Annotated in this window: 11 protein-coding genes; 8 read left to right on the forward strand and 3 right to left on the reverse strand. The window is 67.2% G+C overall.

The genetic code is table 11. From position 1 onward, the window contains the following. Positions 1-213: 213 nt before the first annotated feature. Positions 214-1,122 (reverse strand): DNA-formamidopyrimidine glycosylase family protein, encoded by a 909-nt coding sequence (locus VD997_15445; GenBank protein HYE63386.1) that lies wholly within the window; start codon positions 1,120-1,122, stop codon positions 214-216. 119 nt (positions 1,123-1,241) lie between these two features. On the opposite strand from VD997_15445, the gene VD997_15450 reads away from it, so the two are divergent. The 4 genes from VD997_15450 to VD997_15465 all read left to right on the forward strand — a co-directional run bounded on the left by VD997_15450 (position 1,242) and on the right by VD997_15465 (position 4,683). Further along, positions 1,242-2,063: a hypothetical protein gene (locus VD997_15450; protein ID HYE63387.1), complete on the forward strand. Its 822-nt coding sequence runs from the start codon at positions 1,242-1,244 to the stop codon at positions 2,061-2,063. A 23-nt stretch (positions 2,064-2,086) separates the two neighbouring features. Then, complete coding sequence (locus tag VD997_15455; protein ID HYE63388.1) at positions 2,087-2,851, forward strand: metallophosphoesterase; 765 nt, start codon at positions 2,087-2,089, stop codon at positions 2,849-2,851. Between the two features lie 129 nt (positions 2,852-2,980). After that, positions 2,981-4,072: a bifunctional methionine sulfoxide reductase B/A protein gene (locus VD997_15460; protein ID HYE63389.1), complete on the forward strand. Its 1,092-nt coding sequence runs from the start codon at positions 2,981-2,983 to the stop codon at positions 4,070-4,072. 20 nt (positions 4,073-4,092) lie between these two features. After that, the gene (locus VD997_15465; GenBank protein HYE63390.1) at positions 4,093-4,683 is read left to right on the forward strand and encodes a hypothetical protein; all 591 of its coding nucleotides are present in this window, start codon (positions 4,093-4,095) and stop codon (positions 4,681-4,683) included. A 10-nt stretch (positions 4,684-4,693) separates the two neighbouring features. Here the strand turns inward: VD997_15465 and VD997_15470 are convergent, their stop codons facing one another. Beyond that, the gene (locus tag VD997_15470; GenBank protein HYE63391.1) at positions 4,694-5,794 is read right to left on the reverse strand and encodes a hypothetical protein; all 1,101 of its coding nucleotides are present in this window, start codon (positions 5,792-5,794) and stop codon (positions 4,694-4,696) included. 170 nt (positions 5,795-5,964) lie between these two features. Between VD997_15470 and VD997_15475 the strand changes: the two genes are divergently transcribed. Next, entirely contained in the window at positions 5,965-6,519 is a 555-nt protein-coding gene (locus VD997_15475; protein HYE63392.1) for a hypothetical protein, read from the forward strand. An 85-nt stretch (positions 6,520-6,604) separates the two neighbouring features. After that, positions 6,605-7,927: a PP2C family protein-serine/threonine phosphatase gene (locus VD997_15480; protein HYE63393.1), complete on the forward strand. Its 1,323-nt coding sequence runs from the start codon at positions 6,605-6,607 to the stop codon at positions 7,925-7,927. A gap of 2 nt (positions 7,928-7,929) precedes the next feature. Here the strand turns inward: VD997_15480 and VD997_15485 are convergent, their stop codons facing one another. Then, on the reverse strand, positions 7,930-9,126 hold the full coding sequence (locus VD997_15485) for a hypothetical protein (protein HYE63394.1): 1,197 nt from the start codon (positions 9,124-9,126) through the stop codon (positions 7,930-7,932). 126 nt (positions 9,127-9,252) lie between these two features. On the opposite strand from VD997_15485, the gene VD997_15490 reads away from it, so the two are divergent. After that, entirely contained in the window at positions 9,253-10,857 is a 1,605-nt protein-coding gene (locus tag VD997_15490; protein HYE63395.1) for an oligosaccharide flippase family protein, read from the forward strand. A gap of 159 nt (positions 10,858-11,016) precedes the next feature. Further along, positions 11,017-12,675: a tetratricopeptide repeat protein gene (locus VD997_15495; protein ID HYE63396.1), complete on the forward strand. Its 1,659-nt coding sequence runs from the start codon at positions 11,017-11,019 to the stop codon at positions 12,673-12,675. The last annotated feature ends 5 nt before the right edge of the window (positions 12,676-12,680 follow it).

Raw genomic sequence — 12,680 nt, forward strand, 5'->3', positions numbered from 1 at the left:
GGTCGCGATGAATGGGAAGTGATAAATCGAGTGATCGGCAAGCCGGCAGCGTTGCCGAACAAGAAAGCAGCACGGTAATCAGCAGCGACCGCAGATAAACTGGCATGTGTAATCCCCCTCACAAGTCTGGACCGAGTGTAGTGGGTTGTAGCGGTTCTGCAAGGTCTCTCTCATGAGGTGTTATGGGATTGGCACGGGTACCGTTTCGAGAGCTCATTCCATCGCATTGCCCCAGTCCTCCTTGAACAGCCGCGACAGGGACCGGTCAGCGAGCACCTTCCCGCCCGTCTGGCACCCCGGGCAGTAGTTGCACTCGTTGTCCGCCCGCACAATCCGCTGCACGCGTGAGCCGCACGCCGGACACGCTTGCCCGAACTTTCCGTGCACGGCGAAGTCGGGCCGGAACGCGGTGATCTCTCCCGTGCCCGGAAAGCGGCCAGGGCCCTGATCAAGCCCGAACTCCACCCGCAGCCGCTCCCACCAAGCCGTCAGCGTGGACACGCACGCGCGGTGAAGTCCCGCGCACTCCACGTCCGTCATCTTGCCCGTCAGCTTCAGCGGCGACATCCTGGCCGCGTGCAGGATCTCATCGCTGTACGCGTTCCCGATCCCCGCGAACTTCCTGGGATCCGTCAGTGCCCGCTTCAGCGTGCGGTTCTCGCTCCGAAGGCGCTCCGCGAACTCCGCCGGCGTGCACGACAGCACCCCGATTCCGCCCGCGTCCAACTCCGCCAGCCCCGCGCGCCCGCTCACGACATGCACCGACGCCCGCTTCTGCGTGCTCGCCTCGGTGAGCACGAGCGTGCCGCTCTCGAACAGGAACTCCGCCAGCCCGATTTTCCCCACGCCCTTCACCTCACCCCCCGCACCACCATCAAACCACCGCAGCCGCCCCGCGATCATCAGGTGCAGCACCAGGAACAGCCCGCCATCCATCTCCAGCGCCACGCGCTTGCCCACCCGCTCCACCCCTGCCACCCCGCGCCCCTGCACGCTCTCCACCCGCGGCTCGAACGTCCGCACTACAAATGGCGACCGCACCCGCACCGCCGTGAGCCGGCGCGTGAGCACGCGCTTGCGCAGCGCTTCGACGTAGATCATCACATCCGGCAGTTCCGGCACGCTTCCCCCAGCATACCCCCGTCTTCCCGCCGCTCACCAACTGGGGTTCACGGCCACTGGACGCCCCTCTCACGCAGCCCCGCGAATCTAACACAGCCGCCCACGCCGGAGGAATACGTATGCCAGGACGGCCCAAGCCCGCGCACGCCAAGCCCCCCGACGCCAAACCCACGGACGCCAAGCCGCCCGCCACGAAACCCGCGCGCCCCAAGCACAGTTACGTCGGCGCCCATGCCTTCTACGCCGACGTCCTCGCCACCCTCTCGGAGTCCGGCGTCCCCTTCCTCGTCGGCGGCGGATGGGCCGTGATCGCCTACACCCAGATCGACCGCCCCGTCAAAGACATCGACGTGTTCTGCCGCGCTGGCGACTACCCCCGCATCCTCGCCTACTGCAAGCAGCACGGTTACGAGATCGCCATCGAGGACGAGCGCTGGATCGCAAAGATCTGCCGCGGCAAGTTCTTCTGCGACGTCATCTTTTCCTCCGCCAACGCCGTCGCCCCTGTCAACAACACCTGGTTCGCCCAGGAGTGCTGGGGCACGGTGCTCGGCGTCCGCGTCCGCCTGCTCCCGCCCACCGAGCTCGTCTGGTCCAAGGCCCTCATCATGGACCGCGCCCGCTACGACGGGTCCGACGTCGCCCACGTCATTATGAAGCAGCACCACCACATCAACTGGCGTCGCCTCATGGCGCACATGAACCAGTACTGGGAGGTCCTGCTGGTCCACATCCTGCTCTTCCGTTTCATCTACCCCAGCATGCGGCACGTCGTCCCTGACTGGCTCTTCGACGAGCTCCTTGAGCGTCTCGACGCCCAGCGCGGCCTGCCCGACTCGCGTAAGCGGGCCTGCCGCGGGCGCATCTTCTCCCGCGACGACTACAAGACCGACATCCAGCGCTGGGGCTACGCCGACCTCATCGGGGACGACCGCACCTGACGGCACGACCGACCTGACCACCCATGATCGACACCGCCCCCAACTACCAGCCGATCATCAGCCAGCCCCGCGACGGGCGTGTGCGCGTCGCCGCCATGGCCGATCTGCACGTGCACAAGGACCGCCACCACGACAACGCCCCGCTGTTCGCCGAGATCTCACAGAACGCCGACATCCTTGTTTTGTGTGGCGACCTCACCAACCTCGGCACGCCCGAAGAGGCCCAGCACCTGGCCAAGGACCTGATGGCCCTTCGCCTGCCCGTGCTGGCCGTGCTGGGCAACCACGACTACCACAGCGGCAAGCACGAGGAGCTCAAGGACGTTCTGCGGCGGGCGGGCGTGATCTTTCTCGATGAGGACGAGACCTTCGAGCTCGGCGGCGTCGGTTTCGCCGGCATCAAGGGTTTCGGGGGCGGGTTCGCCAGCCACATGCTCTCCTCCTTCGGCGAGGAGGCGACCAAGCACTTCGTCGCGGAGGCGCTCAAAGAGTCGCTCGCGCTGGAGCACGCCCTGCAGCGTCTGGAGACGCCGCGGAGTGTGGTGCTGATGCACTACGTGCCAGTAGCGGCGACGGCGATGGGGGAGCCGCCCGAGATTTTCCCGTTCCTGGGCTGCTCGCGCCTGGCCGAGACCATCGACCGCTTCAATGTCGTCGCCGCCTTCCACGGGCACGCCCACCGCGGCTCGCCCGTAGGCCAGACCCCCAAGGGGACGCCCGTCTACAACGTAGCCATGGAGCTCATGATGAAGGTCCACCGGCGGCCGTACCTTGTGGTCGAGGTCTGACGTGCCACCGAGATGTCTTCATCTCGGTGCTGGCGGGGCGGCGCCTCCCCGGGTGAGCTACACCCCATAAACTCCCGTGCCCGCTGCATCGGCGCCGGCGCCTGCATCGAACCCACCCGGGAGCAAACCATGAAGCCCGTCACCCTCGCCGTTCTGGTGGTCTTCCTCGTGGGGTGCCTCGTTATGGCCGCGGCCGCGCTCGGCCTCGCCCGCACGCAGCCCGAGAAGACCGGGAAACCCGACATGCACACCACGAAAACTAAGGCTCCCGCGTACTCCAAGTCCGGCTACGACATCCAGCCGCTCTCGCAGTCAAAGATCGAGGAGCTCGCCAAGAAGCTCGCCCCCGACGAGGCCAAGGTGATCCTCGCCAAGGGCACCGAGGCCCCGTTCTGCGGCAACCTCCTCGACAACAAGAAGGAGGGCGTCTACGTCTGCAAGCTGTGCGGCCTGCCGCTCTTCTCCTCGGATGCCAAGTTCGATTCCGGCACTGGCTGGCCCAGCTTCTTCAAGCCCTTCGACAGGGACCACGTCGCCGTGCACTCTGACACCTCGCTTGGCATGGTCCGCGACGAGATCCTCTGTCAGCGCTGTGGCGCCCACCTCGGCCACGTCTTCAACGATGGCCCGCGCCCCACCGGCCTGCGCTTCTGCCTGAACTCCGTCTCCCTCGACTTCGTGGAGAAGAAGGACGGCAAGCTCGATCTCCCCAAAGCCTCGCGGCCCGTGAAGACCGAGACCGCCTACTTCGCCGGCGGCTGCTTCTGGGGGGTGGAGGACCACTTCCAGCAGGTCCCCGGCGTCATCGACGCCGTGAGCGGCTACATGGGCGGCCACAAGAGCAAGCCCACCTACAAGGAAGTCTGCGCCGACAACACCGGCCACGCCGAGACCGTCAAGGTCACCTTCGACCCCGCCAAGGTCACGTACCCCGAGCTGCTCACCTGGTTCTTCAAGCTCCACGACCCCACGCAACTCAACCGCCAGGGCCCCGACTACGGCACCAGCTACCGCAGCGCCATCTTCGCCGCCGACGACAAGCAGCTCGAGGCCGCGAAGAAGTTCATCGATGAGCAGCAGAAGACCGAACGCTTCGCGAAGAAGAAGATCGTGACGCAGCTCGTGCTCGCGACGGACAAGACGCCCTTCTACCCGGCCGAAGACTACCACCAGGACTACCACGCCAAGCACGGCGGCAGCTGCCCCCTGCCGGGCGAGTGACCATCTGATAGGATCAGCTCATGGGCGTCACGCTTGGCCCATTCTCATTGGAAAGGGCGCTCAACGCTGTGGCCAAGGTGCGCGAACGTCTCTTCCGGGCCACCGGCGCCCTGAAAGCTGCGAATGTCCCCTACGCGGTCGTTGGCGGGAACGCCGTCATGCTTTGGGTCTCCCGCGTCGACGAGACCTCCGTGCGAAACACGCAGGATGTCGACCTGGTGATCAGACGTGAAAGCCTGGACGCCGCTCGAGCCGCGCTCGAATCGGTCGGGTTCGTCTACCGCCACGCTGATGGCCTCGATCTCTTCCTCGATGGGACCGAAGGCAAGCCCCGCGAGGCCATCCACATCATCTTCGCCAACGAGAAAGTCCGCGATCACGAGCCGGTCGCGAACCCCGACCTCAGCGAGAGCCTCGACGCACCCGAGGGCTACCGCGTCCTCATGCTCGAGGCCCTCGTGCGCATCAAGCTCACCGCCTTCCGCGACAAGGATCGCGTCCACCTCCGCGACCTCGCCAAGGTCGGCCTCATCGACCAGTCCTGGCCCGCCAAGTACCCCGCCGAATTGGCCGACCGCCTGCAGCTGATCCTCGACACCCCCAACGGCTGACGCGGTTGGTTCAGCTCTCCGGCGCCCCCTCCGGCTTCGCGCTCTCCGTCCCCCTGTTCATCCCCGGCGTCACCGACCACGCCGGCCAGCACACCTGCGCCACCGTCATGATGCGGTCCCACTTCTGGCAGTGGCCGTAGTTCTCGCCCTCGTACGTCGAGAGTTCGTGCGCCAGGTCCACGTAGTACGCGGGGTCCGCCGGCCGCCCGTCCACCCGCGTGTAGAACTGAGCGATGATGTCCGCCCGCGAGGCCAGCGCCGCCCGCACATCCTCGCGGATGTCCCAGTTGTACCACGACGGGTTCAGCGCCTCGTTCCAGCGGTCATCCACGAACGCCCCGAACCACCCGCTCTCGGGCCGCACGTGCTTGTTGACCCGGAAGTACTCGCCCTTCCGCACGATCATCGGCTCGTACGTCTTTCCCTTGATGGTCACCGGCTGCGTCACGTTGATGCTGAACTTCATCCCCATGAAGTTGGCCGCGAGGTCGGCGTTGCTGTACACGCCGGTCGCCACGAACCCCAGCAGGGCGTTCTCGCCGATGGCGTTGCCGTCGGCGTAGTTCTTCACCACATACGCGCTCGCCTCCTCCGGTGTCGCGCCCTTCTCGATCTGGTGCTGGTACGCGTCGTAGTAGAACCAGCCCATGTGGTGGAAGTGGCTCAGCTTGTCGGTGCCGAAGTACGTCCCGTACGCCTTCATCGTCGAGCTCTTGAACATCAGCACGATGTTCCGCGGGTCGATCCAGTAGTGCGTCTTCCGGTAGATCCAGTCGTCCGTGCGGAACCCCGTCACCTGCTGCGGGTACGACTGCATCATCGGCCCGCTCCGCAGCGCGCTCTCGATGTCCTGGATCTCGTGGAAGGCGTCGCTGAAGGCGTCGTGAACCAGGTTCGCCGCGCGCCGCGGGTTCCTGATGTAGTTCAGCGCCGCCTCCCGCTTCTTGGCGTCGGGCTCGGCGAGGGCCTTCTCGGTATCGGCGTTCAGGCGCGCTACCGCTGCCTCCACCGCACGGCAGTGCACCGCGTCCAGCCAGTCCCCCATGTCCGCGAACTTCTTGTCCAGGGGCAGCGTGTACTGGTCGGTCTCGTGGGCCCGAGCGTCAAGCACCGGAAGCGCTACGCCTGCGCCCGCCCCGGCCATCGCCGCGACCAGCGCCGGCACTTTTAGACAAGCTGCAAATCCTTGACCCATCGGATACGCTCCCTTCATCTCAATCTGGCGGTCACCTGGATTCTGGTGTACATGAACATCTACACCACGCCGCGGGAGTTCGTCTGATGCCAGCTCAATCTTTTTCGCTCCGCAAGTCGCTCGCGCTCGCAGCCCTGAGCGCAACCACGCTCCTGCTCGGGGCTTGCGGCAACTCGGTCTATCACAAGGCCGCCCAGAACCTCCCCGGCGACCCCCACGACCGCCTGGCTCTCCGCGTCCGCGAAGCCCGTGCCGCTGCCGACGCCGCGGCCCGCGCCCTCGAAAAACCCGAGGGCTCGCTCTCCCGCGGCATGACCCGCGCCGCTGCCGACCGCGTGGACGCCCTCGCCTGGGAATACTCCCGCCGCGTCGCCAGCGTGCAGGACGTCGTCCGCCGCCTCCCCACCCCCGACCTCGAGGCCCAGCAGGTCCTCGCGTCGCTCGAGAAGGCCGAGCACGAGCTCACCGCCGCGGCGGAAAAGCTCGCGGCCGAGGTCGGCACCGCGCCTGACACCGACCTGGCGACACTGACTACCCCGGCGACAAGCGCGCTCGCCGCGGCGATCGAGACTTCCGATTCCTTCGTCAACGGGCGCACCAACGCGGGTGCACTTGCTCCGACCGCCGATAAGAAGAAGTAATCGCCGCCTGCAGGTGGACCTTTTTGGATGAGGGTGATCGCCTCGATTATCGAGGAACCACCGCCTCACACCACTACCATCCCGCATGGCATTCTTCGAAGGCTCCACCCAGGCTCAGATGGATCACGTTGTCGCGATGATGCGCGACATGAGCACGCGGACGGACCCGCAGGACATGGTGCGGACCTACCGCGCGGCCGTGGCGCAGCTGGTCAAGACCGACGCGACAATGGCGCTGTCGCGCCGGGGCCTGGAGAGGCCGTGGTTCCGCATCACGCGGAGCACGCGTTGGAAGGAGAGCATCAATCCGTGGTCCGAGAAGGACAAGCTGCCGCTGATGCGCGGCGGGCTGCTGGCGGAGCTGCTGTACGCCGACCGCCCCACGATCATCCAGGACCTGCGTGTCGACGCCGGTGACCCGGCGTACGAGTACCTCAAGGGCTACGGCTCCTTGTACGCAATGCCGCTGTTTGAGCACGGCGAGGCGGTCAACATGAACGTGGCCCTGATGGCGGCGAAGAACGGCATCAACGAGGAGCGTGCCCCCGTGATGCTGTGGATGGGGAACCTCTTCGGCCGGGCGACGGCCAACCTGGTGCTGGCCGATCAGCTGCGCAAGGCCAACGACGCCCTGGACCGAGAGCTGCAGGCGGTGAGCGCGATCCAGCGTTCACTGCTGCCGCCGACGCTGCCGGATGTCAAGGGTCTGCGGCTGGCGGCGCACTACGAGACGTCGGCCCGTGCCGGCGGGGACTATTACGACCTGTTCCCGCTCAGCCACGGCAGGCTGGGGCTGCTGATCGCCGACGTCAGCGGGCACGGCACGCCCGCGGCGGTGATGATGGCGATCACGCACGCCCTGGCCCACTCCAACGCGGGGACCCCGTGCGCGGCGTCCAACGAGCCGGCAGAGATGCTCACGCACCTCAACGAGCGGCTGGTGAGGTCCTACTCGCGCGGGAACACGGGGTTCGTCACCGCGTTCTACGGCGTGTTCGACCCCGCGGCGAAGACGCTGCGGTACGCCAGCGCCGGGCACAACCCGCCGCGGGTGCGCAGGGGCAGCGGCACGGCCCCGGTGGTGGAGGGGCTGGAGGGTGGGCGCGACGTGCCGCTGGGCGTGCTCGAGGGCACGACCTACAGGGAGGCGGCAACCACGCTCTACGCGGGCGACGGGCTGCTGCTGTACACCGACGGCATCACCGAGGCCCGCAGCCCCGACGGCGAGGAGTTCGGCACTGAGCGCCTCGACCAGCGGCTGGTGAGCACGGTGCGGACGCAAGGTGCGAGTGTGGCAATGCCCGAGCCGGGGTGGACCATCCAGGGCGTGCTGGAGAGCGTGACCGAGTTCACGCGGGCGCGCCCCCCGGAGGACGACCGGACGCTGGTGGCGGGGGAGATCGTGTGAGATCAGCAGTGCTGGCCGATGAGGACCCGGAAGAAGCTCTCGATGTCCTGGTCGGTGGCGGCGTCACCATCGCCGTTGAAGTCGGCGGCTCGCTGGTCACAGGTCGAGCAGCAGTTCCCGCCGAGGCAGGCGAAGAAGGCTTGAACATCGGCGTCGGATGTGACCCCATCTTGATCAATATCCGCTGAGAGGCACCGGAGTGTGTGTGGTAACGTCGCAATCCACCCAGCGCGTCTGAAGAGTGCGTTCTCACCGTAACCAACCACTCTCAAGCCATCGTCGCTCACGTCGAGACACTCGTTCAGGATTCTCCAGTTGCTGAGGTTGACGCCACTGGACGTCAGAAGAGTGGTCAGGTCATGCACACCAGTGGAGGTCCAGACGCATGCGCGACGTGTATTCGTGCTGTCGTACCACATGCCCCCGATGATCCGTCCATCGGAGCTTGGCTCAAGTGCGTACCCGCCGACCGCGCCTGACGGCAGAGGCAGGGTGCGTAGCTGGCCATCGACCCAGGCACAAGCGATGGCCGGCGGTGTCGGCACATTCATCTTGAAGTAGCCGGTCACTGTGTGACCGTCACCGCTGATTCCCCAAGGGAACGAGAAAAGTGCGCCAGGTGGCAACGGCAGCTGCTGCAGACCCTGGTCTTGACGCCAGTGGAACGCGAACATCCTCGCACTAATCCAGCGGTACCCGGTGACCGTTCTCCCATCAGAGCTGATGCCCCCCGGCGGAGTGGCGGTGCAGCAGTCGATGAACTGGTATCCTGTGCTTTCGCGCCACAGGAAGCTCCGCCAATCATTGGGACCGAACTCCGCGCTACCAAGGATGCAACTCGCGTCGGCGCTGCTCTCGCTGAACCCTGCGGAAAGAGTTGACTGGGGCAGGTTGAAGTGCACCCAGCCTGTCACCGCCGTCCACCGCGCCGGATAGCGGACGCCATCAACCGTTCGATGGCCCATCACTGTCGAGCCGTCATGTGACAGGCCGGTGCAGTACCACTCTGTACCGGCCGGGGTGATACGTTGCAGCTGATACCCAGGGCCGACGAGCGATGTGTCCGTGAGGGCGTGCTGACCGTCTCCGCTGATCCTCTTCACCTCGCGTGTGCCCGCGACCTCGACGATCGACTGGGCGGAGGCTGCCAAAGGGAAGAACGAAACCAGAACGACAGCGTTCAGTAGGGCTGCTTTCATGTGGTCCCCGGGCCAAAAGTCTGGTGCATTTACCGGTGAACTTCAAGGCGGTTGCGGCCATTTCAGCCGATCAATGGACACCTCAGGGTCGTACGCCCCCTGCCGGTCTTCCATTGCGCTCCTCGAATGCCCGAACCACAGCCGTCATTGCAGGCCCCCGAGCCCTCGCCCGCCGTTGATCCGGCCATGCTGCCCCTGTCCAAAGCGGGCGTGGATCAGGCACCCGCGCTGGGGAAGACGGTGGGGCGCGGAATGGCGTGGATGGTGGCGGGGAGTGTGATCAGCAAGGGTGCGAGCGTCGTCACCTTCGGGGCCGTGGCGGCCCTGGTGAGCCGCGAGGACGTGGGCGTGTGGACGATGGCGTTCTCCTTCGCCGCGTTCACGCAGTTCCTGCGGGACGGCGGGGTGCCGCAGGTGCTGATCCAGCGCGGGGCCAAGGAGTACGAGACGCTCGCCGGACCGGTGTTCTGGCTGGCGCTGCTGGTGAACCTGGCGACGGGCGGCCTGCTCGCGGCCCTGGCGCCGGTTGCGGCGGGCCCGCACGTGTACAACGAGCCGCGCCTGCTGCCGCTGCTGCTCATCATGGCCCTGCAACTGCCGCTCATGAGCGCCGCCACGGTATGGTGGGCGCGGCTGCAGATCGACCTGAGGTACGACCGGCTCTCGAACATCACGACGGTGTCGGCGGTCGGGCGGGCGGTGGCGACGGTGGTGTTCGCGTGGCTGGGGTACGGGCCCCTGAGCTTCGTGCTGCCGATCCCGATGGTGATCCTGTGGGAGAACATCGCCTACGCGGTGAGTGTGCGGGAGTGGCCGTGGAAGCGGCCGGCGCGGGTGGACCTGTGGCGGGGGCTGCTGGCCACGAGCATCAACGCGGTGATGGTGACATTTGCATTCGCGGTGGTGAACCAGGGGCCGTACTTCGCCCTGGGGCGTTTCCTCACCAGTGAGCAGTTGGGTGTGTTCTCGCTGGGGTACCAGATCGTGACGCTGGTGGACCAGTTGCTGGCGGCGACCGGCGTGCAGGTGCTTTTCAGCGCTCTTTCCAAGCTGAACGAAGAGCCCGAGCGGCAGCGAGCAGCGACGCTGCGGGCCGCCCGCCTGATGACGCTGATGTCGAGCCTGGGATCGTTCGGAGTGTTCGCCACAGTCGGGCCGCTGGCCCTTCTGATCTGGGGCGAGAAGTGGGTGGACTCGATCCTGCCGGCGATGATCCTGGCCGCGGCGTTCCCATGGCGGGTGCTGCTTTGGGTGCCCTCGCCGGCGCTGCAGGCGCAGGGGCGGTTCCGCGCGAGCGCGATCATCGTCACGATCGCGGGCGCGGCCCTCACGACCGCCGCGGTGTTGGGGGCGGTGTACGGCAATGGAGACGCGGTGCCGATTGCGGTAGCGATGGCGGCCGTCATGGTCACGGTCTTCCTGGGGCTCGCCCTGCGGGGGCTGAGCCTCGTCGGCGTGCCCGCGATCAACGTGCTCGCGGCGACCGTGCCGAGCTGGGTGCTGGCAGCGCTGGCGGGGCTGGGAGCGTGGGGCGGGCAATGGCTGGTCTGGCGGGCGTTCGAGCGCTCGAGCTTGCACCCGCGCCTGGTCGCGGCAGTGGCCGTGGTGGTCGCCGGCGGCATGTTCTGCGTCCTCGCCTACGCCCTCTTCCGGCTGCTGGCGCGGGGGCTGCTGCGGGAGGTGGCGGAACTGGCCCCGGCGCGGCTGGGCTTTGTGAAGCGGTTTGTGTAGCGGGCCAGAGGCCAAAGGCAAAGGGCAAAGGGCAAATGGGACCGGACGCGGACGGCCCGCTCTGGGTTTGCCCTATGAACCTTTGCCATTTGCAAATTTGCCGCCCAGGTCGCCGGGCGGCCGCAACCGCCGGCCGCTCGGGGCGGTAGGAGCGTGAAGATGCCCACCGACATGCACAGCTACCGCGTGTTCATCTCCAGCCCCGGGGGGCTGGAGAGTGAGCGGCGCGTGGTCCACGACACCATTGTCGCGTTCAACCAGGAGCAGGCGATCCCGCGGGGCGTGCTGTTCGTGCCGGTCGGCTGGCAGCTGACGCCGGGCGGGGCGGCGCGTCCGCAGGGGCTGATCAACGAGGACGTGCGCGAGTGCGACTACTTCGTGCTGCTTCTGCAGGACCGCTGGCGGACCAAGCCGGGGGACGTGGGGCACCTCCCGGGCACCCCCAGCAGCGACGCCGAGGAGGAGTTCGAGCTCGCGCAGGACTGCCAGCGCGACGCGGCCATGCCCATGCGGCAGCTGCTGGTGTGTTTCAAGCCGCCGCGCCCGGAGGACCTCGCCTCGATGAGCTTCCAGCTCAAGCAGGTGCTGGACTTCCGCAAACGGCTGGAGCTGGACCACGAGCACCCGTACACCACCTTCGACACTGGGGAGCAGCTGAGCCAGGACGTGCGGCGGCGGCTGGGGTTGTGGCTGCGGGACCACGAGGAGAAGGTGGACCGCAAGGCGGAGGCGGCGCGGGAGCGGCAAGAGGCAGAGTCGGTCAGCGCGGGCTCGACGTTCTCGTACGAGATGGCGCCCGATGACGCTGACGTGGCCCCCGGGCTGGTGCGGGCGGAGCTGATCGCCGAGGGCAAGCGCCTGGCGGACGCCGGGCGGGCGGCCGGTGCCGAGTCGTGCTTCGCGCTAGCGGTCGCGCGCGGCGACGACCCCGGGGCATTCATCGAGTATGGCAAGTTCCTGCGCCGTGTCGGCCGGCTCGAGCAGGCGCGGGAGATGTTCGAGAAGGCTCTGGCATTCGCGAGCCAGAGACAGGACCTGGACGTCATGGCCGCGGCGTACTCGTGCCTGGGCATGCTGCTGCAGCTCAAGGGCGATCTCACCGGCGCGGAGGCCATGCACCGCAAGGGCTTCGAGCTCCAGAAGAAGCGGGGGGATCAGAAGGGGCTCGCGCACGCGTACGCCAATATGGGGCTGGTGAGCAAGGCGCGGGGCGACCTGGTGCAGGCCGAGCTGATGCTGCGGCGGGCGCTCGGCATAGAGGAGAAGCTCGGGCGTCTGCACGGCATGGCGAACCAGTACTGCAACCTTGGGCTGATCTCGCGCCGCCTGGGTGACCTGGCGCGGGCCGAGGACATGCTGCGGCGGGCGCTGGAGATCGACGAGAAGCTCGGGCGGCTGGAGGCGATGGCCAACGGCTATGGCAACATCGGCCTGGTGCTCAAGGCACGCGGCGACCTCGATGGCGCGGAGGAGTGCCTGCGGCGGGCGCTCACCATCAACGAGAGCCTGGGGCGGCTGGAGGGGCTCGCCAGCGACTACGGGAACCTGGGGCTGATCTGCCAGAAGCGCGGGCGGCTGGATGAGGCGGAGAAGATGCACCTGACCTCGCTCTCGATCGAGGAGCAGCTGGGACGCGTGGAGGGCATGGCCCGGTCGCACTACAGCCTGGGCCTGCTCGCCAAGACACGCGGCGACGCGGGTGGGGCAAAGGCGCACTGGCTGCGGGCACGCGACCTGTTCCAGCAGATCGGCATGCCGCGCGATGTGCGGCTGATGGAGAAGGCGCTGGCGGAGGCGGGCGGGGCGCGAGTGGGGTGACGCTG

The sequence above is a fragment of the Phycisphaerales bacterium genome (assembly GCA_035627955.1).
Taxonomy (GTDB): Bacteria; Planctomycetota; Phycisphaerae; order Phycisphaerales; family UBA1924; genus JAEYTB01.

What these genes read in the sequence shown, in the direction of transcription:
- VD997_15480 (HYE63393.1), top strand. Translation starts at nt 6,605, where the DNA reads ATGGCATTCTTCGAAGGCTCCACCCAGGCTCAGATGGATCACGTTGTC.
- VD997_15495 (HYE63396.1), top strand. Translation starts at nt 11,017, where the DNA reads ATGCCCACCGACATGCACAGCTACCGCGTGTTCATCTCCAGCCCCGGG.
- VD997_15485 (HYE63394.1), bottom strand. Translation starts at nt 9,126, where the DNA reads ATGAAAGCAGCCCTACTGAACGCTGTCGTTCTGGTTTCGTTCTTCCCT.
- VD997_15475 (HYE63392.1), top strand. Translation starts at nt 5,965, where the DNA reads ATGCCAGCTCAATCTTTTTCGCTCCGCAAGTCGCTCGCGCTCGCAGCC.
- VD997_15465 (HYE63390.1), top strand. Translation starts at nt 4,093, where the DNA reads ATGGGCGTCACGCTTGGCCCATTCTCATTGGAAAGGGCGCTCAACGCT.
- VD997_15460 (HYE63389.1), top strand. Translation starts at nt 2,981, where the DNA reads ATGAAGCCCGTCACCCTCGCCGTTCTGGTGGTCTTCCTCGTGGGGTGC.
- VD997_15450 (HYE63387.1), top strand. Translation starts at nt 1,242, where the DNA reads ATGCCAGGACGGCCCAAGCCCGCGCACGCCAAGCCCCCCGACGCCAAA.
- VD997_15490 (HYE63395.1), top strand. Translation starts at nt 9,253, where the DNA reads ATGCCCGAACCACAGCCGTCATTGCAGGCCCCCGAGCCCTCGCCCGCC.
- VD997_15455 (HYE63388.1), top strand. Translation starts at nt 2,087, where the DNA reads ATGATCGACACCGCCCCCAACTACCAGCCGATCATCAGCCAGCCCCGC.